General features: G+C 69.3%; 19 protein-coding genes. 9 read left to right on the top strand and 10 right to left on the bottom strand.

Features of this window, described 5'->3' with window-relative positions; genetic code table 11:
* Nucleotides 1-38: 38 nt before the first annotated feature.
* Entirely contained in the window at nt 39-545 is a 507-nt protein-coding gene (locus ABZS64_RS23855; protein ID WP_355833093.1) for a hypothetical protein, read from the bottom strand.
* 288 nt (nt 546-833) lie between these two features.
* On the opposite strand from ABZS64_RS23855, the gene ABZS64_RS23850 reads away from it, so the two are divergent.
* Nucleotides 834-1268, top strand: a complete 435-nt coding sequence (locus ABZS64_RS23850; protein ID WP_355833090.1) for an Rv3235 family protein — start codon at nt 834-836, stop codon at nt 1266-1268.
* A gap of 101 nt (nt 1269-1369) precedes the next feature.
* Here ABZS64_RS23850 and ABZS64_RS23845 read toward each other — a convergent pair whose 3' ends face one another.
* Nucleotides 1370-1813, bottom strand: a complete 444-nt coding sequence (locus ABZS64_RS23845) for a MarR family transcriptional regulator (RefSeq protein ID WP_355833087.1) — start codon at nt 1811-1813, stop codon at nt 1370-1372.
* Between the two features lie 95 nt (nt 1814-1908).
* Here ABZS64_RS23845 and ABZS64_RS23840 point away from each other — a divergent pair, with 95 nt between their 5' ends.
* Nucleotides 1909-2400, top strand: a complete 492-nt coding sequence (locus ABZS64_RS23840; protein WP_355833084.1) for an SgcJ/EcaC family oxidoreductase — start codon at nt 1909-1911, stop codon at nt 2398-2400.
* Nucleotides 2401-2489: 89 nt separating this feature from the next.
* Here ABZS64_RS23840 and secA read toward each other — a convergent pair whose 3' ends face one another.
* Complete coding sequence (gene secA, locus ABZS64_RS23835) at nt 2490-5303, bottom strand: preprotein translocase subunit SecA (protein ID WP_355833081.1); 2814 nt, start codon at nt 5301-5303, stop codon at nt 2490-2492.
* Nucleotides 5304-5543: 240 nt separating this feature from the next.
* On the opposite strand from secA, the gene ABZS64_RS23830 reads away from it, so the two are divergent.
* Nucleotides 5544-6119, top strand: coding sequence for a GNAT family N-acetyltransferase (locus tag ABZS64_RS23830; RefSeq protein WP_355833078.1), 576 nt, complete (start codon nt 5544-5546; stop codon nt 6117-6119).
* Between the two features lie 121 nt (nt 6120-6240).
* Nucleotides 6241-7404, top strand: coding sequence for a crosslink repair DNA glycosylase YcaQ family protein (locus ABZS64_RS23825; protein ID WP_355833075.1), 1164 nt, complete (start codon nt 6241-6243; stop codon nt 7402-7404).
* 13 nt (nt 7405-7417) lie between these two features.
* Here ABZS64_RS23825 and ABZS64_RS23820 read toward each other — a convergent pair whose 3' ends face one another.
* The 7 genes from ABZS64_RS23820 to mtnA all read right to left on the bottom strand — a co-directional run bounded on the left by ABZS64_RS23820 (nt 7418) and on the right by mtnA (nt 16012).
* Nucleotides 7418-8179, bottom strand: a complete 762-nt coding sequence (locus ABZS64_RS23820) for a response regulator transcription factor (protein WP_355833072.1) — start codon at nt 8177-8179, stop codon at nt 7418-7420.
* A gap of 191 nt (nt 8180-8370) precedes the next feature.
* On the bottom strand, nt 8371-9060 hold the full coding sequence (gene raiA, locus ABZS64_RS23815) for a ribosome-associated translation inhibitor RaiA (protein WP_355833069.1): 690 nt from the start codon (nt 9058-9060) through the stop codon (nt 8371-8373).
* 332 nt (nt 9061-9392) lie between these two features.
* Nucleotides 9393-10118 carry a ComF family protein gene (locus tag ABZS64_RS23810; protein WP_355833066.1) on the bottom strand — a complete coding sequence of 242 codons (726 nt, stop codon included), beginning with the start codon at nt 10116-10118 and terminating at the stop codon, nt 9393-9395.
* A 197-nt stretch (nt 10119-10315) separates the two neighbouring features.
* Nucleotides 10316-12073 carry an LpqB family beta-propeller domain-containing protein gene (locus ABZS64_RS23805; RefSeq protein WP_355833230.1) on the bottom strand — a complete coding sequence of 586 codons (1758 nt, stop codon included), beginning with the start codon at nt 12071-12073 and terminating at the stop codon, nt 10316-10318.
* Between the two features lie 85 nt (nt 12074-12158).
* The gene (gene mtrB, locus ABZS64_RS23800; RefSeq protein ID WP_355833064.1) at nt 12159-14171 is read right to left on the bottom strand and encodes an MtrAB system histidine kinase MtrB; all 2013 of its coding nucleotides are present in this window, start codon (nt 14169-14171) and stop codon (nt 12159-12161) included.
* 1 nt (nt 14172) lies between these two features.
* On the bottom strand, nt 14173-14862 hold the full coding sequence (gene mtrA, locus ABZS64_RS23795; protein WP_326765901.1) for a two-component system response regulator MtrA: 690 nt from the start codon (nt 14860-14862) through the stop codon (nt 14173-14175).
* Between the two features lie 4 nt (nt 14863-14866).
* Nucleotides 14867-16012 carry an S-methyl-5-thioribose-1-phosphate isomerase gene (gene mtnA / locus ABZS64_RS23790; RefSeq protein WP_355833060.1) on the bottom strand — a complete coding sequence of 382 codons (1146 nt, stop codon included), beginning with the start codon at nt 16010-16012 and terminating at the stop codon, nt 14867-14869.
* 182 nt (nt 16013-16194) lie between these two features.
* On the opposite strand from mtnA, the gene ABZS64_RS23785 reads away from it, so the two are divergent.
* From ABZS64_RS23785 to ABZS64_RS23765, 5 genes are read left to right on the top strand one after another with little or no spacing between them, the layout of a single operon-like run.
* Nucleotides 16195-17421: a glycerophosphoryl diester phosphodiesterase membrane domain-containing protein gene (locus ABZS64_RS23785; RefSeq protein ID WP_355833058.1), complete on the top strand. Its 1227-nt coding sequence runs from the start codon at nt 16195-16197 to the stop codon at nt 17419-17421.
* A 4-nt stretch (nt 17422-17425) separates the two neighbouring features.
* Nucleotides 17426-18115, top strand: a complete 690-nt coding sequence (locus ABZS64_RS23780; RefSeq protein ID WP_355833055.1) for a DUF4129 domain-containing protein — start codon at nt 17426-17428, stop codon at nt 18113-18115.
* A complete protein-coding gene (locus ABZS64_RS23775; RefSeq protein ID WP_355833053.1) occupies nt 18112-19311 on the top strand; it encodes a DUF4350 domain-containing protein in 1200 nt (399 codons plus the stop codon). The genes ABZS64_RS23780 and ABZS64_RS23775 overlap by 4 nt, the downstream gene beginning before the upstream one ends.
* Nucleotides 19308-20291, top strand: a complete 984-nt coding sequence (locus tag ABZS64_RS23770; protein ID WP_355833050.1) for a MoxR family ATPase — start codon at nt 19308-19310, stop codon at nt 20289-20291. Before ABZS64_RS23775 ends, ABZS64_RS23770 begins: the two co-directional genes overlap by 4 nt.
* 11 nt (nt 20292-20302) lie before the next feature.
* Complete coding sequence (locus ABZS64_RS23765; RefSeq protein ID WP_355833047.1) at nt 20303-21613, top strand: DUF58 domain-containing protein; 1311 nt, start codon at nt 20303-20305, stop codon at nt 21611-21613.
* Nucleotides 21614-21748 lie beyond the last annotated feature (135 nt).

The following is a 21748-nucleotide window of genomic DNA, read 5'->3' as shown; positions in this document are numbered from 1 at the left end:
TGAGCCAGCCGCCTCAGCCGCCCTCCGGGATCCCCGGATCAGCCGATGAGGTTCGCGATCTCCTGCACCCCGTACCAGAGCAGCTCGTGGTCCTCCGCCCCGTCCACCGTGAACTGCGCGTCGTCGTCGCCCTGGTCCGCCGCCCCCAGCGCGTCCGCCGCGGCCGCCACGTCACCGATCGCGTCGTCGGCGTCCACATGCACCGCCGCCGCCTTGGACAGCGGCACCGCGTTGGCGACCCGCACCTCGCCGAGCGCGCTGGCGACCAGCACCCCGTCGGGATCGGCGACCGCGTCCTGGTCCCTTACGTCGACCGCGACGACGACCCGGCGCCTGACCGCGTCCGGGTCACCGGCGAGCAGCCGCAGCGACGCGGCCGCGGCACGGTTCAGCGCCGCGTACTCCAGTTCTTCGATGTCGTCGGAGACGTACCACTCGCGCAGTCCCGGCGTGACGGCATACGCGGTCAGCGGCCCGGGGCCGAGCTCGCCCGTCTTGTGCGCCTCAGCGAGACCGGGAAGCGTCAGAGGGACGTAGACGCGCATGGCTGACCGCTTTCGTAGTCGGAAACGCCCTCAGGATACGTGCGAGGCCCCGCGCCAGGTCCCCTTTCGGGCTGCCGCTATCGGCCTCGCGACCGTCCACCGGAGACGTGTCGCGCATCCCCTCCTGACGCCCCGTGGCGGCCCCTCGTCACCCTGATAGGTGATCTATGGCGCCTGCCGCCGCCGCGGGCCGCCGCATTGCGGTCCGCCGAGTCCGCCCCGTAGAAGATCACCAGCGAAGTTACCGCCCGGTATTGCACCGGGCCCGGCATATCGGGGGCGATCTGCATGAGCATGAACAGGACCCGGCCCGCGGGGCGGCACGACGAGCGCCGACCCGCCGCGGCGGCGGCAGCGGCGATGGCACGCGCACGGCGGCAGCACAAGCCGCACTACTGGTTCGCCGACCGCCTTCTCGCGGTGCTGAGCGGCCGGCGCCCGGTGCACTGGATGCTCGGACACACCATCGGGGAGGCGTACGAACAGCTCGTGCGGCTCGCCCCGGGAGCCCCGCTGCGGCCGGCGGAGCGGGTGACACCGGTCGTACGCCACTGCGGGGAGTACCACCCCGGCCCGGGCGTGATCGAGGCCTTCGCCAGGATCGGCTCCGGCGACCGGGTCAGCGCGATGGCCTTCCGCCTGGAACAGGGCGCCGACCAGCGCTGGCGCTGCGCCGCGGTGGAGCTCGGCGGAGAACGCGCCGCCGCGTCCGCCGCCCAGTAGCCGGCCGACAACCAAAATGCCGCCGCCCAGTAGCCGACCGACAGCCAAAATGCCGCGGGCACTCCGCTCGCCCGCCGACGAAAAAGCCGCAGGCGCCCCGCTCAGCCGCCGTCCGCGCCGAGCCGGGCCGCCTGCCCCTCCTGCACCTGCCGGGCCGTCTGGAGGAAGTCCAGGATCGTGGCGAGCTGGTCCTCGTCGTAGCGGCTCAGAGCCTCGGCCCCGGCGGCGCCGACGGGCACATAGACATCGACCTCGGCCTCGCGCGCGGCATCCGTGGCGCTGACGAGAACCCGCCGCCGGTTGGCCGCATCCCGGCTCCGTACGACCAGTCCGATGCGTTCGAGCCGGTCGATGACCGTGGTCGTCGCCGCCGGGCTGAGCTTCAGCGCGGCGCTCAGTTCACCGGCCGACAGCTCCCCCGCACCCAGCACCAGATCGAGACAGCGCAGGTCGGTGCGGTTCACGCCGAGCCGCGCGGCGGCGGCCTCGTCGAAGGCGTCGAAGCTCTGCTGCAGGGAGCGGAGCTGCTGGGCGACGTTCCTCATCAACGCTTCTTTCGACATTCGAATCTTTCTGTTATCGTAAGCTTCGTTGGTCGAAATAATAGCACTGCCCAAGGAAAGAACCCGGAGGACATGCCATGAGCACCAGCGACATCCAGATCCAGGACCTCTTCCAGCGCTTCATGCAGGCCTGGAACGACGGCGACGCGGTCGCCTTCGGCGCCTGCTTCACCGAGGACTCCGACTACGTGTCGTACGACGGCACCCGCGCCGTGGGCCGCGCCGAGCACCAGGACAACCACGACCAGCTCTTCCGCGGCGTCCTCACCGGCTCCGCGCTGGTCGGCGAGATCGAGGACATCAGGCACATCGCCCCGGGGGTCGCCATCCTGTACGGCACCGCCTCCGTGCTGATGCCCTGGCACTCCAGGCTCCCCAAGCGGCGCCTGTCACGGCAGACCGTCGTGGTCGTGAACACCGACGAGGGATGGCGGATCAGCGCCATCCACAACGGCCGGGTCCGCCCCGTCACCGTCCCCGCCCCCGACTCGATGCCGTCGAAGATGTCCCGCGCCATGACCCGCGCCGCACGCCGCCTCGGTCTGGGCCGTGCCACAGCGAGCCCTTGAGCAAATCGGCCGGGGCCGGACACCGCAATGGGTGTCCGGCCCCGGCCGTTCAGAGCAGACAAGCGCTCACAACAGACAAGCGCAGAGAGCTACTTCTTGCGGCGGCGCCCGGCGCCCTTCTGCGCCTTGCGCCGCTCCGCCCGCGTCAGCCCGTCCGTCTCCGAGCGGGCAGGCTGGCCGTCGTTGTCGAAGTCGCCCTCGACCACGCCGCCCTCGCCGTCCACCGTGGGAGCGGAGAAGTGCAGCCGGTCCGGCCGCTGCGGGGCATCCAGCCCCTTCGCGCGGATCTCCGGCCGGGAGGCTCCCGCCGGAACGGCGTCCTCCTTGGCGAGCGAAGGAGCCGCGTCCTGCACCGGGATCTCCTCGACCTGCTGCTCGACCTGGACCTCCAGGTTGAACAGATAGCCGACGGACTCCTCCTTGATGCCCTCCATCATGGCGGTGAACATGTCGAAGCCCTCGCGCTGGTACTCCACGAGCGGGTCCTTCTGGGCCATCGCGCGCAGGCCGATGCCCTCCTGGAGGTAGTCCATCTCGTAGAGGTGCTCACGCCACTTGCGGTCCAGTACGGACAGCACCACGCGCCGCTCCAGCTCACGCATGATGTCCGAGCCGAGCTGCTTCTCACGGTCGTCGTACTGCTCGTGGATGTCGTCCTTGATGGACTCGGCGATGAACTCGGCGGTGATCCCGGCACGGTCGCCGGCCGCCTCCTCCAGCTCCTCGACGGTGATCTTGACCGGGTAGAGCTGCTTGAACGCACCCCACAGCCGGTCCAGGTCCCACTCCTCCGCGAAGCCCTCGACGGTCTCCGCCTGGATGTAGGCGTCGATGGTGTCGTCCATGAAGTGGCGCACCTGCTCGTGCAGGTCCTCGCCCTCCAGAACGCGGCGGCGCTCGCCATAGATGACCTCGCGCTGACGGTTGAGGACCTCGTCGTACTTCAGGACGTTCTTACGCGTCTCGAAGTTCTGCTGCTCGACCTGCGACTGCGCCGAGGCGATCGCGCGCGTGACCATCTTGTTCTCGATCGGGACGTCGTCGGGGACGTTGGCCATCGACATCACGCGCTCGACCATCTGCGCCTTGAACAAACGCATCAGGTCGTCGCCCAGGGAGAGGTAGAAACGGGACTCGCCCGGGTCGCCCTGACGGCCGGAACGACCGCGCAGCTGGTTGTCGATACGCCGCGACTCGTGACGCTCGGTGCCCAGCACATAGAGCCCGCCGATGTCGGTCACCTCGTCGTGCTCGGCCTTGACGGCCGCCTCGGCGCGCTCCAGCGCGGCAGGCAGGGCAGCCGCCCACTCCTCGACATGCTCGACCGGGTCGAGGCCGCGCTGGCGCAGCTCCGCCTCGGCGAGGTCGTCGGGGTTGCCGCCGAGCTTGATGTCCGTACCACGGCCGGCCATGTTCGTCGCGACCGTGACGGCGCCCTTGCGGCCGGCCTGGGCGACGATCGTCGCCTCCCGGTCGTGCTGCTTGGCGTTGAGGACCTCGTGCTGGATGCCGCGCTTGTTGAGCTGCTGCGAGAGGTACTCGGACTTTTCGACCGAGGTCGTGCCGACAAGGATCGGCTGGCCCTTCTCGTGCTTCTCGGCGATGTCGTCGACGACGGCAGCGAACTTCGCGACCTCGGTCCGGTAGATCAGGTCGGACTGGTCATTGCGGACCATCGGCCTGTTCGTCGGGATCGGCACGACGCCCAGCTTGTAGATCTGGTGGAACTCGGCGGCCTCGGTCATGGCCGTACCGGTCATGCCGGAGAGCTTGCCGTAGAGGCGGAAGAAGTTCTGCAGGGTGATCGTGGCGAGGGTCTGGTTCTCGTCCTTGATGTCCACCCCTTCCTTCGCCTCGATCGCCTGGTGCATGCCCTCGTTGTAGCGGCGGCCGGCGAGGATACGGCCGGTGTGCTCGTCGACGATCATGACTTCGCCGTCGATGACGACGTAGTCCTTGTCGTTCTTGAACAGTTCCTTCGCCTTGATGGCGTTGTTCAGGTAGCCGACGAGAGGGGTGTTCACCGACTCGTAGAGGTTGTCGATGCCGAGCCAGTCCTCGACCTTCGCGACGCCAGACTCATGGATGGCGACGGTCCGCTTCTTCTCGTCGACCTCGTAGTCGCCGGTCTCCTCGATGCCCTTGAGGGGGTTGCCCGCCTCGCCCTTGGACAGGCGCGTGACCAGCTTGGCGAAGTCGCCGTACCACTTGGTGGCCTGGTCGGCCGGGCCGGAGATGATCAGCGGCGTACGGGCCTCGTCGACGAGGATGGAGTCGACCTCGTCGACGATGGCGTAGTTGTGGCCGCGCTGGACGAGCTCGTCCTTGGACCACGCCATGTTGTCGCGCAGGTAGTCGAAGCCGAACTCGTTGTTCGTTCCGTACGTAATGTCGGAGTTGTACTGTTCGCGACGCTGAGCCGGCGTCATGTTGGCGAGGATGCAGCCGACGCTCAGGCCCAGGAACTTGTGGACCCGGCCCATCATCTCGGAGTCACGCTCGGCCAGGTAGTCGTTCACCGTGATCAGGTGGACGCCCTTGCCGGAGAGCGCGTTGAGGTAGGCGGGGAGCGTGCCGACGAGGGTCTTGCCCTCACCGGTCTTCATCTCGGCGACGTACCCGAGGTGCAGCGCGGCGCCGCCCATCATCTGTACGTCGTAGTGGCGCTGACCGAGGACGCGCTTGGCGGCCTCACGGACGGTCGCGAACGCCTCGGGGAGCAGGTCGTCCAAGCTCTCACCGTCGGCGTACCGCTCCTTGTACTCATCGGTGAGAGCCCGCAACTCGGCGTCGGAGAGGTTGATGAAGTCCTCTTCGATGGAAGCGACCTGGTCCGCGATGCGGTGCAGTTTGCGCAGGATCTTGCCTTCGCCTGCACGCATGAGCTTGTTGAAGACGGACACTGAGGTTGGTCTCCTTGCCGATCGGGCCTGGCACTGGGTCTTGTTATGGACACTGGCGCGGGCACGGCAGGTGGGCCCCACCGCAACGGCCATCGTAAGCGAGGACCACGCCGGGTCGGGAGGTCCGCCGTCAGCCAGGCCTGCTGTACCCGCAAAGAAGAACGCGCGGGACGCGCGGAAGGTGCCGGTGAGGTACGAAAAGTGCTCGCATCCCTTCGCGGACATGACCAGAATCCCGTCATGGAGCCCATCACCCTCACCACTGAACGTCTGCTGCTGCGCACCTTCACGAGCGACGACACGGAGGCGGTCTATCAGGCTTGTCAGGATCCCGACATCCAACGGTGGACGACGGTCCCCTCACCCTACGAACGGCAGCACGCGGCCGAGTTCACCGGGCACATGGTCCCGGACGGCTGGCGCTCCGGCACGATGTGCACCTTCGCGGTGCTGCCGCGCGCGGGCGGAGCGCTGATGGCGTCGGTCGCGGTCACCCTGCGGACTTTCTCGGGCACCTGGGAGATCGGCTTCTGGACGGACAAGGAGCACCGGGGTCGCGGGATCATGGCGGAAACCGTCGGCGCGGTGGCGCACTGGGCCTTCACCAGGCTGGGCGCGACGCGGCTCGAGTGGCGGGCAGAGGTCGGCAACGAAGGATCACGGGCCGTGGCCGAGAAGACCGGTTTCGTGGTCGAGGGAGCGCTGCGGGCGGCCCTGCTCAACAAGGACACGCTCAGGGATGTGTGGGTGGGCGCGCTGCTCCCATCGGACCTGGGGCTGTCGAGCACCCATCTGTATCTGCCGCCCCGGAGCTGACCGGGCGAAGCCGGGGCCTGGGTATCACCGGACTGGGCTCTGCCGGGCAGGGCCTGCGGGTCCGGCGGCCGGGATCTGCGGCCCAGGCCGATTGTCAGTGGCGCCGTCTAGGGTGCGGACCATGACCAGTGTGCCGCCGCCCGCCGCCGAACTGTCCGCCGACGAAGCACGCCGCATAGCGCTGCGCGCCCAAGGCTTCCTTGGCGCCCCGGACCGGCGCGGCGGGGTGCGGGGCGTGCTGCGGCATCTCGGCGCCGTCCAGCTGGACACGATCTCGGTGCTGGCCCGCTCGCACGAGCTGATTCCGTACGCGCGCCTCGGGGCGGTGGGCCGCAGGACGGTCGAGGATGCGTACTGGACCGAGGGCCACAGCTTCGAGTACTGGTCGCACGCGGCCTGCATCCTGCCCGTCGAGGAATGGCCCCACTTCGCTTTCCGCCGCCGCTCCTATCGCGCCCGCCCGCACTGGAACCACGACCTTCCGGACGGCGCCTACGACACGGTGATCAAGCAGCTTCGAGCCGAAGGCCCGCTCACCGCGACGGAGTTGGGCGGCGCGAAGAACGGCGGCGAGTGGTGGGACTGGTCGGCGTCGAAGGTCGCCGTGGAGCGTGCGCTGATGTACGGCGAGGTGGTGTGCACCGAACGGCGCAGCTGGAAGCGGGTGTACGACCTCGCCGAGCGGGCCATCCCCGATGTTCTTCTGCACGACGAGCTGGACGACACGGAGTGCCTGCGCCGGCTCGTCCGGCTCGCGGGCCAGTCGTTGGGCGTCGGCACCCGCGCGGACATCGCGGACTACCACCGCATCAAGGGCGAGCAGTTCGACGCCGTGGTGGCGGACTCCGGGCTGGTCCCGGTCATGGTCGAGGGCTGGTCCAAGCCCGCGTGGGCGGACCCGCAGGCGCTCGCCTCCGAGCCGCGCGGCCGGCATCGTACGACCCTGCTCTCGCCGTTCGACTCACTCGTCTGGGAACGGGCGCGCACCGAGCGGATCTTCGGCTTCACCCACCGCCTGGAGGCGTACGTCCCCAGGCCCAAGCGGGTGTACGGCTACTTCGCGATGCCGCTGCTGTCGGGCGGAAAGCTGCTGGGCCGCGTCGACCCGGCCCGTGAGGGCACGACGCTGGTGGCGCGCCAGGTGTCCCTGGACAGCGCGAAGGCGGTCGCTCCCATGGCCCAGGCGCTGCGCGAGGCGGCGGCGTGGGTCGGCTGCGATTCCGTACGCATCGAACGGGTCGACCGTGCCGAGCTGACCGCGGACCTGGTCAAGGCCGTCTCCTGACCACCGGTGACCGCTACCGAATCTCGAGGATCTTCTCCCGCATCGCGTAGACCACGGCTTCCATCCTGGAGTGCAGCTGCAGCTTCTCCAGGATGTTGCGCACGTGGTTCTTGACTGTGTTCTCGGAGATGAACAACTCCTTGGCGATGTCCCGGTTGTTCATCCCCGTGGCCACGAGCTTGAGCACTTCCAGCTCCCGGTCGGTCAGCCGGGGCGCGGGCACGAGCCTGCGCTCGTCGGTGCGCTGGATCATCGACTTGAACTCGGTCAGCAGCTTGGACGCCATGGACGGGCTGATCTGCGACTGCCCGTCGGCCACCGCCCGGATCGCCGTGGCCACCTCGTCGGTGGAGATCTCCTTGAGGAGATAGCCGGTGGCACCCGCCTTGATCGCGTCGTAGAGGTCGGCCTCCTCGTCACTGATCGTCAGCATGATGATCTTTGCACTGGGGGCCACCTCCTTGATGGAGGTGCAGGCTTCGATGCCGCCGCGCTTGGGCATCCGCACGTCCATCAGCACGATGTCGGGAAGGAGATCGGCGGCCTTGTCGACCGCTTCGGCGCCGTCGCCCGCCTCGCCGACGACCTGGATGTCCTCCTCCTGCGCGAGGACAATTTCCAGTCCCCGCCGGAACAGGGCGTGGTCATCCACCACCAGGACCCGGATCGGCTCCTTGCGGGAGCCACCGTGGTCCGCACCGGCTGCGGCGACTGTGGCGCCGGCATCGCCCGCGTCGTCCGTGTTGTCATGAACCGGCCCGAAGCTGTCCGCCATCGTTCCTCCCCCTGAAGGCCGCGGCCTGAAGATCATGTCTGCTCCGCCAACGTCATTACAGAGTGCATCGGTTGGCCTGGGACGCCATGCTTTCATGCCCGGACGACAGAGCGGTGATCCTGTGGTCGCACGATGGTGCCCCTGGGGGCGCACACGGCACGCCAGGGGCACCACCTACCTGTCGGCGGCACTCAGCCGCCGAGCGCACCTCCGGCACCGCCCGCCTCGGATCCGGCCAGGGGGTCGGTCTCCAGGTGGATGACGCCATAGTCATAGGCGTGCCGTCGGTAGACGACACTGGGCTGCTTCGTCTCGGAGTCGACGAAGAGGTAGAAGTCGTGCCCGACCAGTTCCATCTCGTAGAGGGCCTGGTCAAGCGTCATAGGTGCTGCGGTGTGGATCTTCTCGCGGACCACCAGCGGTCCCTCGCCCTGGACTTCGAGCGAGCCGATCCTGGTGGTGGGAATGGGTTGCGGCGCCTCTTCGGCCTGAGGCCGGCCGTTGGCGTTCAACTCGGCGACGCCGGGGACGACGTCGGCCACCTCGGAAGCCGAAATCCGGCCGTTTCCACGGCGGTTGTGGCGCTTCTCGTGCTGCTTGCGCAGCCGGGCCTCCAGCTTGCCGGTGGCGATGTCGAGCGCTGCGTACGGGTCGCCGGCTGCGGCCTCCGCCCGGATCACCGGGCCGCGGGAGTGAAGAGTGATCTCCACACGGTCGGAACGGTCGGCCTGCCGCGGGTTGTGCTCCTTGGACACCTCGACGTCCAGGCTGATCACCTTGCCGTCGAGCTTCTGGATCTTCTCCAGCTTCAGCTTCTCGGCCACGTGCTTGCGGAACCGCTCGGGCACCTCGGTCTTGCGGCCCTTGACGACGATGTCCACGCAGAACTCCGTTCCCGGATAGCTCCGTCCGCTCGCTGGCTGCGGAGCCTCTCCCTCTTGCACCAGACTCCGGTGATCACCGGAGCCTCGGACTTGGCGACTTTCACCTCCTCCTCCCCAGTCGACAAGATCCCCACCCCACCACTTTCGAGGTTTTCTCTCCCTCGAATCCCTGGCCGGAAGCACCACAGTGCATTCGGTGAGGTACGGCAATCGCCATTCCTCACAACCGAACATAGCTCGCTCGGACGGGTGTCGGCACCCGCTACCAACGCGTACCTCCATTCAGGGGTTTTTCGTCTCTCACTACCTGCAACGATGCAAGTTCTCGGTCAGTTCCGGTTTATTTCGAAAGACAGCGGTGGCACTGCGACGACCGCCGCGCTCAGCGATGCGAATCCGGAGAATCGCAGCCCGGGGGCCGCACGGAGCGCCCGCGCTGCCTCGGTCAGCGAAGCCCCGGTGGTCATGAGGTCATCCACCAGCACCGCTCTGCCCCCCTCCAGAAGCCGTCCACCGCCGGCGACGACCTCCAGGGCCCCCGCCAGATTCGCCACCCGCCGGCGGGCCGTGAGACCCGACTGGTCGGCCACCTCACGCCGCTGCCGCAGCACCGGGAGCGCCCTGGCCTCCGTCCCCGTACGCCTCAGCTCACCCGCGGCGGCAAGAGCGATCCGCCGCGCCGCGTCGTGCCCCCGCGCCCTGACCGCACGCCGCGCCGACGGCACCGGTACGAGCAGCAGCGGACCAGTCCCCAGGGTGGCCCGGGGCACTGCGGCCCGCACCGCCCCGGCGAGCGCGACACCAAGGGGCCGGGCCAGCCCCATCGCGCCCCGCTCCTTGTGCGCCAGCAGCACGGCACGTACCGCATCGGCATACGGAGCAGCGGCGTGCACCACCGGCAGGCCCTCGGGCTCGGGCACCGGCCTCGCTCTGCGCGCCGCCGTGCCGTACAGCGCCCACGCACACTCCTCGCACAGCGGCGTACGAGGAGTGCCGCAACCACCACAGGCAACGGGCAGCACCAGACCGGAGATTTCCCGCCACCAGCCCCGCATGACAACCACTGTGCCTGCGGCTGGAGCGCCGCACCACCCCTGTGGATAACTCCCACCGGGGCAGCGCCAGGAGGCCTTCCACGGCCCTGCCGGGGCGCCTCAGGGGCCCTTCCCGGCAGGCCGCAGCGCGGCTCAGACGCCCTCGGCGCCTCTCCGGGTGGTTCGGCAGACGCGGGCGCACTCTCGTCCGGGCGTGACTACCCCGGGTAGACCGGCGACGAGCCCTTCTTGACGAGCGTCTGCCAGTTCGCGCCGGGCGGCAGCCGCACGATGCCGTCGTCCTCGGAGTACGCCACGAGCGGGCGGCTCTCGTCGTCGGAGGCGGCGACCGCCTTGACCCGGTTGAGCCCCGGCAGCGCGCTCGCGTCCGAACTCGAGCCGTCGGTCTGCATGTAGCGCACCTGCTGGACTCCGCCGGACTCCTTGCCGACCACCACGAGCCTGCTGGGACCCGCCCAGGAAACGGCCGTCACCGTCTCCATCTGAGGCGCGGCGGGCCGCAGTTCCGCGACGGACACCACCGGGTTGGCCGCAGGGCCCTGGCGCTCCACACGTCCGATCTGCAGCGTGGTCTTACCGTCCTTCGTCAGCAGCAGTGCGATGCGCACACCGTCCGCCGAAACCCTGACCGCCTCGATCCGTGCACCGTCCAGCCCGGGGATGACCTTGACCTTCTGCGGGGTACCCGCGCCGTGCGCCAGACGCAGCAGCGCCGGATGGCGCGGATCGCGGTCGGCGACCCACAGATCGTTCCGGCCGTCCCAGCTGGGTGCCGAGAGACGGTTTGCAGGGCTGTTGCCGTGGCTCTGGACCACCGCTTGGCCCAGCTCGCTGTTCGCCATGATGGAGGACACGTACAGGTTGCTGTAGTCCTTCGAGACCGCCGCCGCGGTGCGCTCGTCGCGAGCCACCCCGACCAGGCTCATTTGCAGCCGGCCATTGCCGAACGGGCCAAGCACGTTCTCCGGCTCGCCTATGTCCTTGGCTGCGCCGGACAGCAGAGCCAGCTGGCTCTTGCTGTCGACGAAGTACTGGTTCGTCGACTGGCCCGAGACATGGTCCCGTGCGTAACCCTCGGCCTGGCTGCTGTTGACCACACACAGCTGCGAGCCGTCCGCACGCTGCAGCTCCACCTGCTCGACCCTGGTGGACGTCAGGTCCTTGAGGGTGAACAGAATCTGCGCCGCCATCCTCGAACACTGCAGGCGGCCCACATTGGACGCCTTCTCGTTGAGCGGCACCTTCAGCGCGTTCCGGTCGTCGAACGCCAGCGACCTGGTGCCCTTCTTCAGCGTCGTGCCGGTCGGGAAGGGCGACTCGACCACAGGCCTCAGCCAGTTCGTCGGGCCGTCGAGCAGCGCCTTGACCGACTGCGTGACCGGGTCCATCCGGGTCACAGGATCCAGCCGCTGCCGGATGTAGACCGGGTCGGCGACCAGGGTGGAGGCCCGCCCGGAGGCGAAGTAGTACTTGTTCACCGAGATGTAGTTGCGCCGGAAGTCCGACGCGCCGAGCACCAGCCCCGGCGGCAGGCGGTCGATCCGCCACTCCTTGCCGTCCGGACCGTTCTGCTGCGACAGATGAATCATCTCGCTGTAGGGGGTGGGCGTGACCGCCTGATAGGCGTGCTGGGGGTCCACCGTTGCGATCTGCGTGCCCAGCAGCGGAATGTCGATGCCCGGGTTCTCCCGGCCACCGGTTGTGGCCTGCCCCGAGCCCGGGGCAGCCGACAGCACCGTGGTACCCACCTCCGGCCGCCACTTCTTGGAGGTCTCCGGCATCAGATAGGTCCGCGCGGTGGCGAAGTTCGTATCGTCGCTCACCATCGCCTCGAGGAAGCCCGTGACGATCTGGTCCGGACTGGCGCCCTTCCGCGGCGCCACGGCGTACACGCGCACCTGCGAGTCGGCACGCTGGGACGCCTTCACGGCATGGATGTCACCGCTGTCGGGCATCGATGCGCACCCCGCGAGCAGCACACCGCTGCAGCCGAGCAGGACAGATGCGGTGAGCGTGCCTCGGCGGCTGTTGCGTCGGGGGTCAGCGCCCACGAGTCGTGTCCTCCCGGTCCGATGAAAGCTGTGCTGCCGAGTCGTCGCGCCGCTCGCCCGCCGGACGTGACACCACCCGGGCACCGTTGCCGGGCAGTGCCGCCGGGTTCACACCCGCCGGGGCCGCAGGAGGCGGTACCGGAGCACGCGGCGGCACGGGCAGGGGCGACCGGTCGGTCGCCGACTGCACGGGCACGGCCGCCAGCCGGTGCCCGTTCGTCTTCGGGGCGGCGGACTTGGCGCGCTCCCGGTTCTGCCGCGAGTCCTCCGGCTCCAGCGGTATCGGCGAACCGCGCAGCGGCTCGTCCGCCGTACGCGGCAGCGTCAGCCGGAACTGCGAGCCCCCACCGGGTTCGCCCCATGCCTGTAGCCAGCCGCCGTGCAGCCTGGCGTCCTCGACTGCGATGGACAGACCGAGGCCGGTGCCGCCCGTCGTCCGGGCGCGCGCCGGATCGGCCCGCCAGAAGCGGTTGAACACCCGGGTTGCCTCCCCCGGTTTCAGGCCCACTCCGTAGTCGCGTACGGCGACGGCGACGGCCCCGCCTGCGACCGCCATCCGCACCACCACGTCCCGGCCCTCGCCGTGCTCGACCGCGTTCACGACCAGGTTCCGCAGCACACGCTCCACCCGCCGGGCATCGGCCTCGGCCACGACCGGCTGCTCGTCGCCGATCACCCGTATCCGGGTGCCCTTGCGCTCGGCGAGCGGCTCGGCACCGCCGATCACCCGTCGTACCACCTCGCGCAGATCTATCGGCTCGGCCTCCAGTGCCGCGGCACCCGCGTCGAAGCGGCTGATCTCCAGCAGATCGGAGAGCAGCGACTCGAAACGGTCGAGCTGGTCCCCGAGAAGCTCCGCGGAACGCGCTGTCACCGGATCGAAGTCGACCCGCGCCTCGTGGATGACGTCGGCGGCCATCCGTACGGTCGTCAGCGGCGTACGCAGCTCGTGCGACACATCCGACACGAAGCGCCGCTGCATCCGCGAAAGCTCCTCCAGCTGCTGGATCTTGAGCTGGAGGTTCTGCGCCATCTTGTTGAAGGCCTCGCCGAGTCTGGCGATGTCGTCCTCGCCGGTGACCTTCATCCGCTCCTGCAGGCGGCCGGCGGACAGCCGCTCGGCGATCCCCGCAGCCATCCGCACCGGCGTCACGATCTGCCGCACCACGAGCCAGGCGATGGCTCCGAGCAGAACGACCACGAACAGCCCGGCAGTGGCGAGGGTGCCTCTGACCAGGTTGAGTGACTGCTCCTCCTGCGCCAGCGGGAAGAGGTAGTACAGCTCGTACGGATTGCCCTCGATGTCGTTCAGTCGCGTACCGACGACCAGCCCGGGCTCGGGCTCGTGCTCGTTGTTGTACTTGATCTGCATGTACGTCTCGTACGTACCGGTGCCCTGGTCGACCGCGTTCCGAAGGTCCTCGGGAATGCTTTCGAAGGCAACGCTCCCCGAGGTGCGCGGCCCGCGGCCCGCGTCTTCGGAGTCGGCGCTGAGCGCCACCACGTGGAACGCGCCCTGACCGCCACTGGAAAGCTGTTGCACCAGGTCGGACCGCCAAGAGCTGCCAGCGGCCCTGCCGTCCGTGGCAGCGCCGTTCTGCCTGCCCGACCCGATGAGGAGATTCGCCTTCTCACGCGCCACGGCGAAGCCACCGGCCGCCTGACTCTGGGCAGCCTTGTCCTTGGCGTCGAGCAGACCGTTGCGCACCTGGCCGATGACGACGAAGCCCAGCAGCAGCACCACGCCGAGCGACATCAGCAGCGTGCTGGCAACGACCCTGAGCTGGATGTTCCGCCGCCACAGCCGCACAGCGGGCAGTAGCGGACGGCGCACCCAGCGCATCAGGAGCCGGAGGACCGGGCCCCCGGGCGCAGCGCCCTGGGGCAGCCGTCCCCCCTGGAGCAGACGGCCGAATCGCGAGGGCTCATGCCCCGGTCCGGCAGCCCGCCCCGTACGGACTCCCGGCTCACCGGGCTTCGGAGCAACGCTGCCTCCGGACATATCAGCTCGGCCCGGCCTTGTAACCGACACCACGGACGGTCACCACGATCTCCGGGCGCTCGGGGTCCTTCTCGACCTTGGAACGCAACCGCTGTACATGCACATTGACCAGCCGAGTGTCGGCGGCGTGGCGATAGCCCCACACCTGCTCCAGCAGCACCTCACGGGTGAACACCTGCCACGGCTTGCGCGCGAGTGCCACCAGCAGGTCGAACTCGAGCGGAGTCAGAGCGATCGACTGCCCCTCCCGCTTCACGGAGTGACCGGCCACATCGATGACCAGATCCCCGATCGCAAGCTGCTCCGGCGCCGGCTCCTCCGACCTCCTCAGCCGCGCCCGGATCCGGGCGACCAGCTCCTTCGGCTTGAACGGCTTGACGATGTAGTCATCGGCCCCGGATTCCAGGCCCACCACCACATCCACGGTGTCGCTCTTGGCCGTGAGCATCACGATCGGCACGCCTGACTCGGCCCTGATCAGCCTGCACACCTCGATGCCGTCCCGTCCGGGCAGCATGAGATCCAGCAGTACAAGATCGGGTTTGGCCTCACGGAAAGCGGCCAGTGCCTTGTCGCCGTCCGCTACGAACGACGGCTCGAAACCTTCACCACGCAGCACAATCCCGAGCATCTCGGCCAGTGCGGTGTCGTCGTCGACGACAAGGACTCGTCCCTTCATATTCGACATCATCCCATTAGCTAATCGTTACCTGGCGTGACCTGGCACACAGCTCCGCTATTCCGCCCCCGGTGACCGGGGACAACGCTCCCTGCTCGGTGACGATCGCCGTCACCAGATCCGGCGGTGTTACATCGAACGCCGGGTTGTACGCCTGGGTTCCCAGCGGCGCGACAGGCAGCCCGCCACCGACTCCCCCAGCCACCGCCAGCTGCGGCGATGTGACCTCCGTCACTTCCCGCCCAGGCCGCTGCTCCACTTCTATCGCGGCCCCGTCCGGCGTGCTCGGATCGATCGTTGTCGTCGGCGCGACCACGATGAACGGCACATGGTGGTACTTCGCCAGCACCGCCAGCGGATAGCTCCCCACCTTGTTCGCCACCGATCCGTCGGCCGCGATTCTGTCGGCCCCGATCAATACCGCATCCACCTCCCCCGCCGCGAACAGCGATCCCGCGGCATTGTCCGTGAGCAATGTGTACGGCATCCCGGTCCGCGCCGCCTCATAGGCGGTCAGCCGGGCACCCTGCAGCAACGGTCTCGTCTCGTCCACCCACAGCCTCCGCAGCCGGCCCGCGCGATGCGCCCTGAGCGCCACGGCGAACGCCGTGCCCTCCCCGCCCGAGACCAGCGCACCGGTGTTGCAGTGAGTGAGGATCCGGTGACCACCGCCCGGCAGCAGCTCCTCGAGCAGCACCAGCCCGTGCTCAGCCATCCGAGCACTGGCCTCGGCGTCCTCCCGGTGCAGCCCCTTGGCCGCGGAGAGCGTCGCACGTGCTGCCTGCTCGGCATCCGCTCCCTTGTCCACCGCCACCCTGTACGCGGCCGCCGCACGCCGCACGCCGTACCCCAGATTCACCGCGGTGGGCCGCGCCCGCTCGAGCAGCTCCGCCGCCTCTTCCACGTCGTAGCCCCGCACGGCCGCGAGGGCCACCCCATAGGCACCGGCGATACCCAGCAGCGGCGCCCCACGTACGGCGAGTGTCTGGATCGCCCGCACCAGGGCCGGCACATCGGTGCAGACCAGCTCGACCTCCTCGGCGGGCAGCCGGGTCTGGTCGAGCAGCACCAGTACGGGCCCTTCCGGTGGCTCGTCCCAGCGCAGCGCCGGAAGCGTGGGCGGCTCGGTACCGGCCGGGTTTTGTACGTGCTGATCAGCCATCCGCCCAGTCTGCCCCGTGAGCCACGGACATTGAAGGTGCGAAGGAGATACAGGCCCCCGCCCGCCCGCGGCCCACGCGTGGCACGATGGCCACCAACCTGCCGTCCCACCACGGGGACAGGCACCTTGAACGTGCCGGCTCGCCGAGCCGGTGCCGCGACCAATTCATGAGGTGGACGACCGTGAACGACACTCCGGGCTGGGCCTCGCCCGGATCTGCTCCCTCCGACGGGCAGGACGCCGGCGTTCCCCGGCCCGCCGAGCCTGTCGGCGAGAGCGGCCCCGCCTCGAAGTGGTCCACCGAGCAGCCGCCCCCGGGACAGTGGTCCGCACCGACCGTCCCAGGTGCCGACCGCGTCCCTATGCCACCGCCCGCCCCCGGCTGGGGCGGTCAGCCGCACGGCAGTTGGGGCCGGCCACCCGCCGCGGCCAAGCCCGGTGTCATCCCGCTGCGTCCCCTGGGTGTCGGAGAGATCCTCGACGGCGCTGTTTCGACACTGCGCGCCCACTGGCGCACGGTGCTCGGCATCACGATCACCGTCTCGGTGATCTCCCAGATCTGCAACATCCTCGTCGAGCGCTACCTGCTCCCCGACCCGCCCGAGGTCGACCCGGACGCAACGCCCTCGGAGGCTCTGAGGCAGTCCGTGGACTCGCTCCAGGCCAGCCTGCTCGCCATGGGCCCGGCGCTGGTCATCACCCTGATCGCCACCCTCTTCACCACGGCACTTCTCACCATAGTGATCAGCCGTTCCGTGCTGGGCCGCCCGGTGACACTCTCCGAGGCATGGCAGGAGGCGCGGCCCCGGCTTCCTCAACTGCTGGGCCTGACCCTGCTGTTGCCCCTGATGGGCGCCGCCATCATGACCGTGGCGATTCTGCCCGGACTGCTGCTGGGCGGCGGAGGGGGAATCGCGCTCGCCGTGCTCGGGGGCCTCGCAGCCTTCGCCGCCATCATCTGGCTCATGATCCGGTTCGCCCTCGCCTCCCCAGCGCTGATGCTTGAGCGCCAGGGTGTCGTCGCGTCCCTCCGCCGCTCCGCCAAGCTGGTCCAGGGCGCGTGGTGGCGGACGTTCGGCATCGTCCTGCTCACGCTGCTCCTGACGCTGCTGGTTTCGATGATCATCGCCATACCGTTCAGCGTGATCGCGTTCGCGGTGGACGGCACCGGGTTCAGCGACCTGTTCGCCGGAAACAACCCCGACTTCGGATGGCCGTTCCTGATCATCACTGGTATCGGCTCGGTGATCGCCTCCTCGATCACCTACCCGATCTCCGCCGGCGTGACGGTCCTCCTCTACGTCGACCAGCGCATCCGCCGCGAAGCTCTCGACCTGGAACTCGCACGGGCCGCGGGCGTCCCCGGCTACGGCTCCGAGCCGTCGGGCAACGACTCCTCCAGGAGCTGATGCGGTGTCCATTGCGGGGGGCGTGATGACGGCGCGGTCAACGATCCGCGCAAGCGACGACGTACCGGTGGACACCCCCCGCATCCCTGCACGGGAGGCAGCGGAGCGGGAACTGTCCAAGCCGATGTACCACGAGAACGACCCGAGCCTCCTCCAGCGCGCCCTCGACCGCTTCTGGGACTGGGTCGGCGGCCTCTTCGACTCCGCGTCCGGCGCCACCCCCGGCGGCCCGCTCGGACTCGTCGTCGTCATCCTGCTCGTGATAGGTCTGATGGCCGCCCTCTGGTGGCGACTCGGCACGCCGCGGCGCACCCCCGGCTCCGCGGATTCCCTCTTCGGCGACAGGCCACGCAGCGCATCCGAGCACCGTGCCGCCGCCGAGGCCCACGCAGCCGCAGGGCGCTGGAACCAGGCCGTCCAGGAACGCATGCGGGCCATCGTCCGCTCCCTGGAGGAACGGACTCTCCTCGACCCGCGCCCCGGCCGCACCGCCGACGAGGCCGCCGCCGAAGCCGGACGTTCTCTCCCTGCCCAGGCCGACGGACTCCGCGCCGCCGCGAGGGAGTTCGACGACGTGACATACGGCGGCCGGACCGCCGACCGGCAGGCATATCTGCGTCTGCGGGATCTCGACCTCGAGCTGGAGCGCACAAAGCCCCAACTGAGCGGCGTGGCCCAAGGAGCAGCCGAATGACTGCGGCCTCCGTCAGCTCCACCTCCATGGCCCCCACGAAGCGCCAGGTGTGGACCCGCACCCGCGGCCTGCTGCTCGCACTCGTCATCCTCGTCGCAGCCGGGATCGCCATGGCTGCCCTGCGCTCCGGGGACCAGCACGGCCGCCTCGACCCCCGCTCCGCCGACCGCTACGGCAGCCGCGCCGTGGCCGAACTCCTCAAGGACCGCGGCGTCACCACTCGCGTGGTCACAACCCTCGACGGGGCGACCACCACCGCCGGGCCCGACACCACTCTTCTCGTCACCGTCCCCGACCTGCTGACGGAACAACAGCAACGGACGCTCCGCACCGCAGCGGCCAACTCCGGCGGCCGCACGATCCTCCTCTCCGCCGGCTCCGCGTCGCTCCACGCCCTGGCTCCCGGCGTCCACAGCGAAGCACCGGCCGCCGTCTCGGCACGCACCCCCCAGTGCTCCTTGCCCGCTGCCCGCAGCGCGGGCGATGCCGAGCTCGGCGGTGAGCGGTACTCCACCGAAACGCCCGGCGCCGACAGCTGCTTCCCGAGCGACGGCCTGCCCACGCTCCTGAGGATCGACGAACCCGGCAACGGCGACACCGTCCTGCTCGGCTCCCCCGACATCCTCTACAACCACCGCCTGGACAAGCACGGCAACGCCTCCCTCGCCCTGCAACTCCTCGGCTCCCGCAGCCATCTGGTCTGGTACCTCCCTTCGCTCGGCGACAACTCCGCCGCACAAGACGGCACTAACGGCAACACCGAAAGCTCGTTCCTGGACCTGATCCCCTCCGGCTGGCTGTGGGGGACACTCCAGCTCGCACTCGCCGTCGTCCTGGCCGCGATCTGGCGCGCCCGCCGTCTGGGCCCCCTAGTCACCGAACGGCTTCCCGTCGCCATCCGTGCCTCCGAATCCACCGAGGGCCGCGCCCGCCTCTACCGCAAGGTGAACGCCCGCGACCGCGCGGCCGCCGCCCTGCGCTCGGCCACCCGCACCCGCATCGCCCCACTCCTCGGCGTCCCACCTGTCGACGCCCACTCCCCCGACGCGCTGCTCCCGGCCGTCTCCGCCCATCTCCCAACCGGCGAGCGAGACCTGATGGACCTGCTCTTCGGCCCGGCTCCGGCCGATGACACCGCCCTCATCCACCTGGCTGACCAACTCGACGCCCTCGAAAGAGAGGTACGTACTTCATGAGCGCCCCGACCCCCGAGACAGCTGAGAACTCGGACCGCGCCCGCACCTCCCTGGAGGCTCTGCGCACCGAGATCGCCAAGGCCGTGGTCGGCCAGGATCCCGCTGTCACCGGACTCGTCGTGGCTCTGCTCTGCCGCGGCCATGTTCTCCTCGAAGGAGTGCCCGGCGTAGCCAAGACGCTGCTGGTCCGCACCCTCGCGGCATCCCTTGAACTCGACACCAAGCGAGTCCAGTTCACTCCCGACCTGATGCCCAGCGACGTCACCGGTTCCCTCGTCTACGACGCACGCACCGCCGAGTTCTCGTTCCAGCCCGGTCCCGTGTTCACCAACCTCCTCCTCGCCGACGAGATCAACCGCACGCCACCGAAAACCCAGTCCTCGCTCCTCGAAGCGATGGAGGAGCGCCAGGTCACAGTCGACGGCACACCCCGCCCGCTGCCCGACCCCTTCCTCGTCGCCGCGACCCAGAACCCCGTTGAGTACGAAGGCACTTACCCACTCCCCGAAGCCCAACTGGACCGGTTCCTTCTCAAACTGACGGTCCCGCTGCCCAGCCGCGCTGACGAGATCAACGTGCTGACCCGTCACGCGGAAGGCTTCAACCCCCGCGACCTGGAAGCTGCAGGCGTACGCCCCGTCGCCGGACCGGCCGACCTGGAAGCCGCCAGGGATGCCGTCGCCAAGACCTCGGTGTCCGCCGAGATCGCCGGCTATGTCGTCGATATCTGCCGCGCCACCCGTGAATCCCCCTCACTCACTCTCGGTGCTTCCCCCCGAGGCGCCACAGCGCTGCTCTCCACCGCCCGCGCATGGGCCTGGCTCACCGGCCGCGACTACGTCATCCCCGACGATGTGAAAGCCCTGGCCCTGCCCACCCTGCGCCACCGGATCCAGCTGCGGCCCGAAGCGGAGATGGAAGGAGTCACCGCCGACTCCGTCATCACCGCGATCCTCACCCACGTCCCCGTCCCCCGCTGAGGCGCTGGCCCATGGCCCTCACCGGACGAACCGCACTCCTCGCCGCACTCGGCTCTCTCCCCGTGGGCATCCTGGCCCCGAGCTGGACCGGGATGCTTGCTGTGAATGCCCCTCTTTCCCTAGCAATCTTGTGCGACTACGCCCTCGCCGCGCCAGTGCGAACGCTCCGATTCACCCGAAGTGGTGACACATCAGTTCGATTGGGTGACAGGGCTGAAGTCCAACTCACCGTCACGAACCCCTCCAACCGCCCCCTGCGCGCCCACCTCCGTGACGCCTGGCCCCCAAGCAGCTGGATCACCGGCACCGAACAGGCCGCATCGCGCCACAAGCTCACCGTCCCCGCCAGCGAACGCCGACGCGTCACCACGGCCCTGCGCCCCACCCGCCGCGGCGACCGCCAAGCGGAGCGCGTCACCGTCCGCTCGTACGGACCGCTGGGCCTCGCCGCCCGCCAGGGCACCCACAGGGTCCCCTGGACCGTGCGCGTCCTGCCGCCCTTCACCAGCCGCAAGCATCTGCCTTCCAGGCTGGCCAGGCTGCGCGAACTGGACGGCCGCACCAGCGTCCTGATCCGCGGCCAGGGCACTGAGTTCGACAGCCTCCGCGACTACGTACCCGGCGACGACACTCGTTCCATCGACTGGCGCGCCACCGCCCGCCAAACCACCGTCGCCGTACGCACCTGGCGCCCCGAACGCGACCGCCACATCCTCGTCGTCCTCGACACAGGCCGCACATCGGCCGGTCGAGTCGGAGATGTCCCGCGCCTCGACGCGGCCATGGACGCAGCACTGCTCCTCACCGCGTTGGCCTCACGCGCAGGTGACCGCGTTGACCTCCTGGCCTACGACCGCCGTATCCGCGCCCAGGTCCAGGGCCGTTCGGCCGGCGATCTCCTCCCCGCCCTGGTCAACGCGCTCGCTCCCCTTGAACCCGAGCTTGTCGAGACCGACGCCCGTGGCCTCAGCGCGACCGCCCTCACCTGCGCCCCGCGCCGCTCGCTGATCGTGCTGCTCACGAGCCTCGAGGCTGCTCCCATCGAGGAAGGGCTGCTGCCGGTCCTCCCCCAGCTCACACAACGGCACACGGTGCTCGTGGCCTCGGTCGCCGACCCTCACATCCAGCAGATGTCCACCTCCCGACGCACTATCGAGGCGGTGTACGACGCCGCAGCCGCCACCCAGGCGCAGGCTCAGCGCCGTCGTACGGCAGAGCAGCTCCAACGCCATGGCGTCACCGTCGTCGACGCGACTCCTGACAACCTTGCACCTGCCCTCGCAGATGCCTACCTCGCGCTGAAAGCCGCCGGCCGACTCTGAAAGGGGTCGTAGCAGGAAAGGAGTTCGGGGCTCCGGGTCTTGAACGCAGAAAAGCCCCGCACCAGAAGGTGCGGGGCTTTCCCACAATGATTGTTCGGCGGCGTCCTACTCTCCCACAGGGTCCCCCCTGCAGTA

Origin of the sequence: Streptomyces sp. NPDC005408, from assembly GCF_040606445.1 — a bacterium.
In the GTDB taxonomy this organism is placed as follows: domain Bacteria; phylum Actinomycetota; class Actinomycetes; order Streptomycetales; family Streptomycetaceae; genus Streptomyces.
Note: the sequence above shows the minus strand (reverse complement) of the source record. Positions and strands in the feature narration are given on the sequence as shown.

Coding starts and splice junctions, on each gene's coding strand:
- ABZS64_RS23840 (WP_355833084.1), top strand. CDS start 1,909: ATGAGCACCAGCGACATCCAGATCCAGGACCTCTTCCAGCGCTTCATG.
- ABZS64_RS23830 (WP_355833078.1), top strand. CDS start 5,544: ATGGAGCCCATCACCCTCACCACTGAACGTCTGCTGCTGCGCACCTTC.
- mtnA (WP_355833060.1), bottom strand. CDS start 16,012: ATGGCTGATCAGCACGTACAAAACCCGGCCGGTACCGAGCCGCCCACG.
- ABZS64_RS23765 (WP_355833047.1), top strand. CDS start 20,303: ATGGCCCTCACCGGACGAACCGCACTCCTCGCCGCACTCGGCTCTCTC.
- mtrB (WP_355833064.1), bottom strand. CDS start 14,171: ATGTCCGGAGGCAGCGTTGCTCCGAAGCCCGGTGAGCCGGGAGTCCGT.
- ABZS64_RS23850 (WP_355833090.1), top strand. CDS start 834: ATGAGCATGAACAGGACCCGGCCCGCGGGGCGGCACGACGAGCGCCGA.
- ABZS64_RS23810 (WP_355833066.1), bottom strand. CDS start 10,118: ATGCGGGGCTGGTGGCGGGAAATCTCCGGTCTGGTGCTGCCCGTTGCC.
- ABZS64_RS23845 (WP_355833087.1), bottom strand. CDS start 1,813: ATGAGGAACGTCGCCCAGCAGCTCCGCTCCCTGCAGCAGAGCTTCGAC.
- mtrA (WP_326765901.1), bottom strand. CDS start 14,862: ATGATGTCGAATATGAAGGGACGAGTCCTTGTCGTCGACGACGACACC.
- ABZS64_RS23805 (WP_355833230.1), bottom strand. CDS start 12,073: ATGCCCGACAGCGGTGACATCCATGCCGTGAAGGCGTCCCAGCGTGCC.
- ABZS64_RS23820 (WP_355833072.1), bottom strand. CDS start 8,179: ATGGCGGACAGCTTCGGGCCGGTTCATGACAACACGGACGACGCGGGC.
- ABZS64_RS23855 (WP_355833093.1), bottom strand. CDS start 545: ATGCGCGTCTACGTCCCTCTGACGCTTCCCGGTCTCGCTGAGGCGCAC.
- ABZS64_RS23825 (WP_355833075.1), top strand. CDS start 6,241: ATGACCAGTGTGCCGCCGCCCGCCGCCGAACTGTCCGCCGACGAAGCA.
- ABZS64_RS23770 (WP_355833050.1), top strand. CDS start 19,308: ATGAGCGCCCCGACCCCCGAGACAGCTGAGAACTCGGACCGCGCCCGC.
- ABZS64_RS23775 (WP_355833053.1), top strand. CDS start 18,112: ATGACTGCGGCCTCCGTCAGCTCCACCTCCATGGCCCCCACGAAGCGC.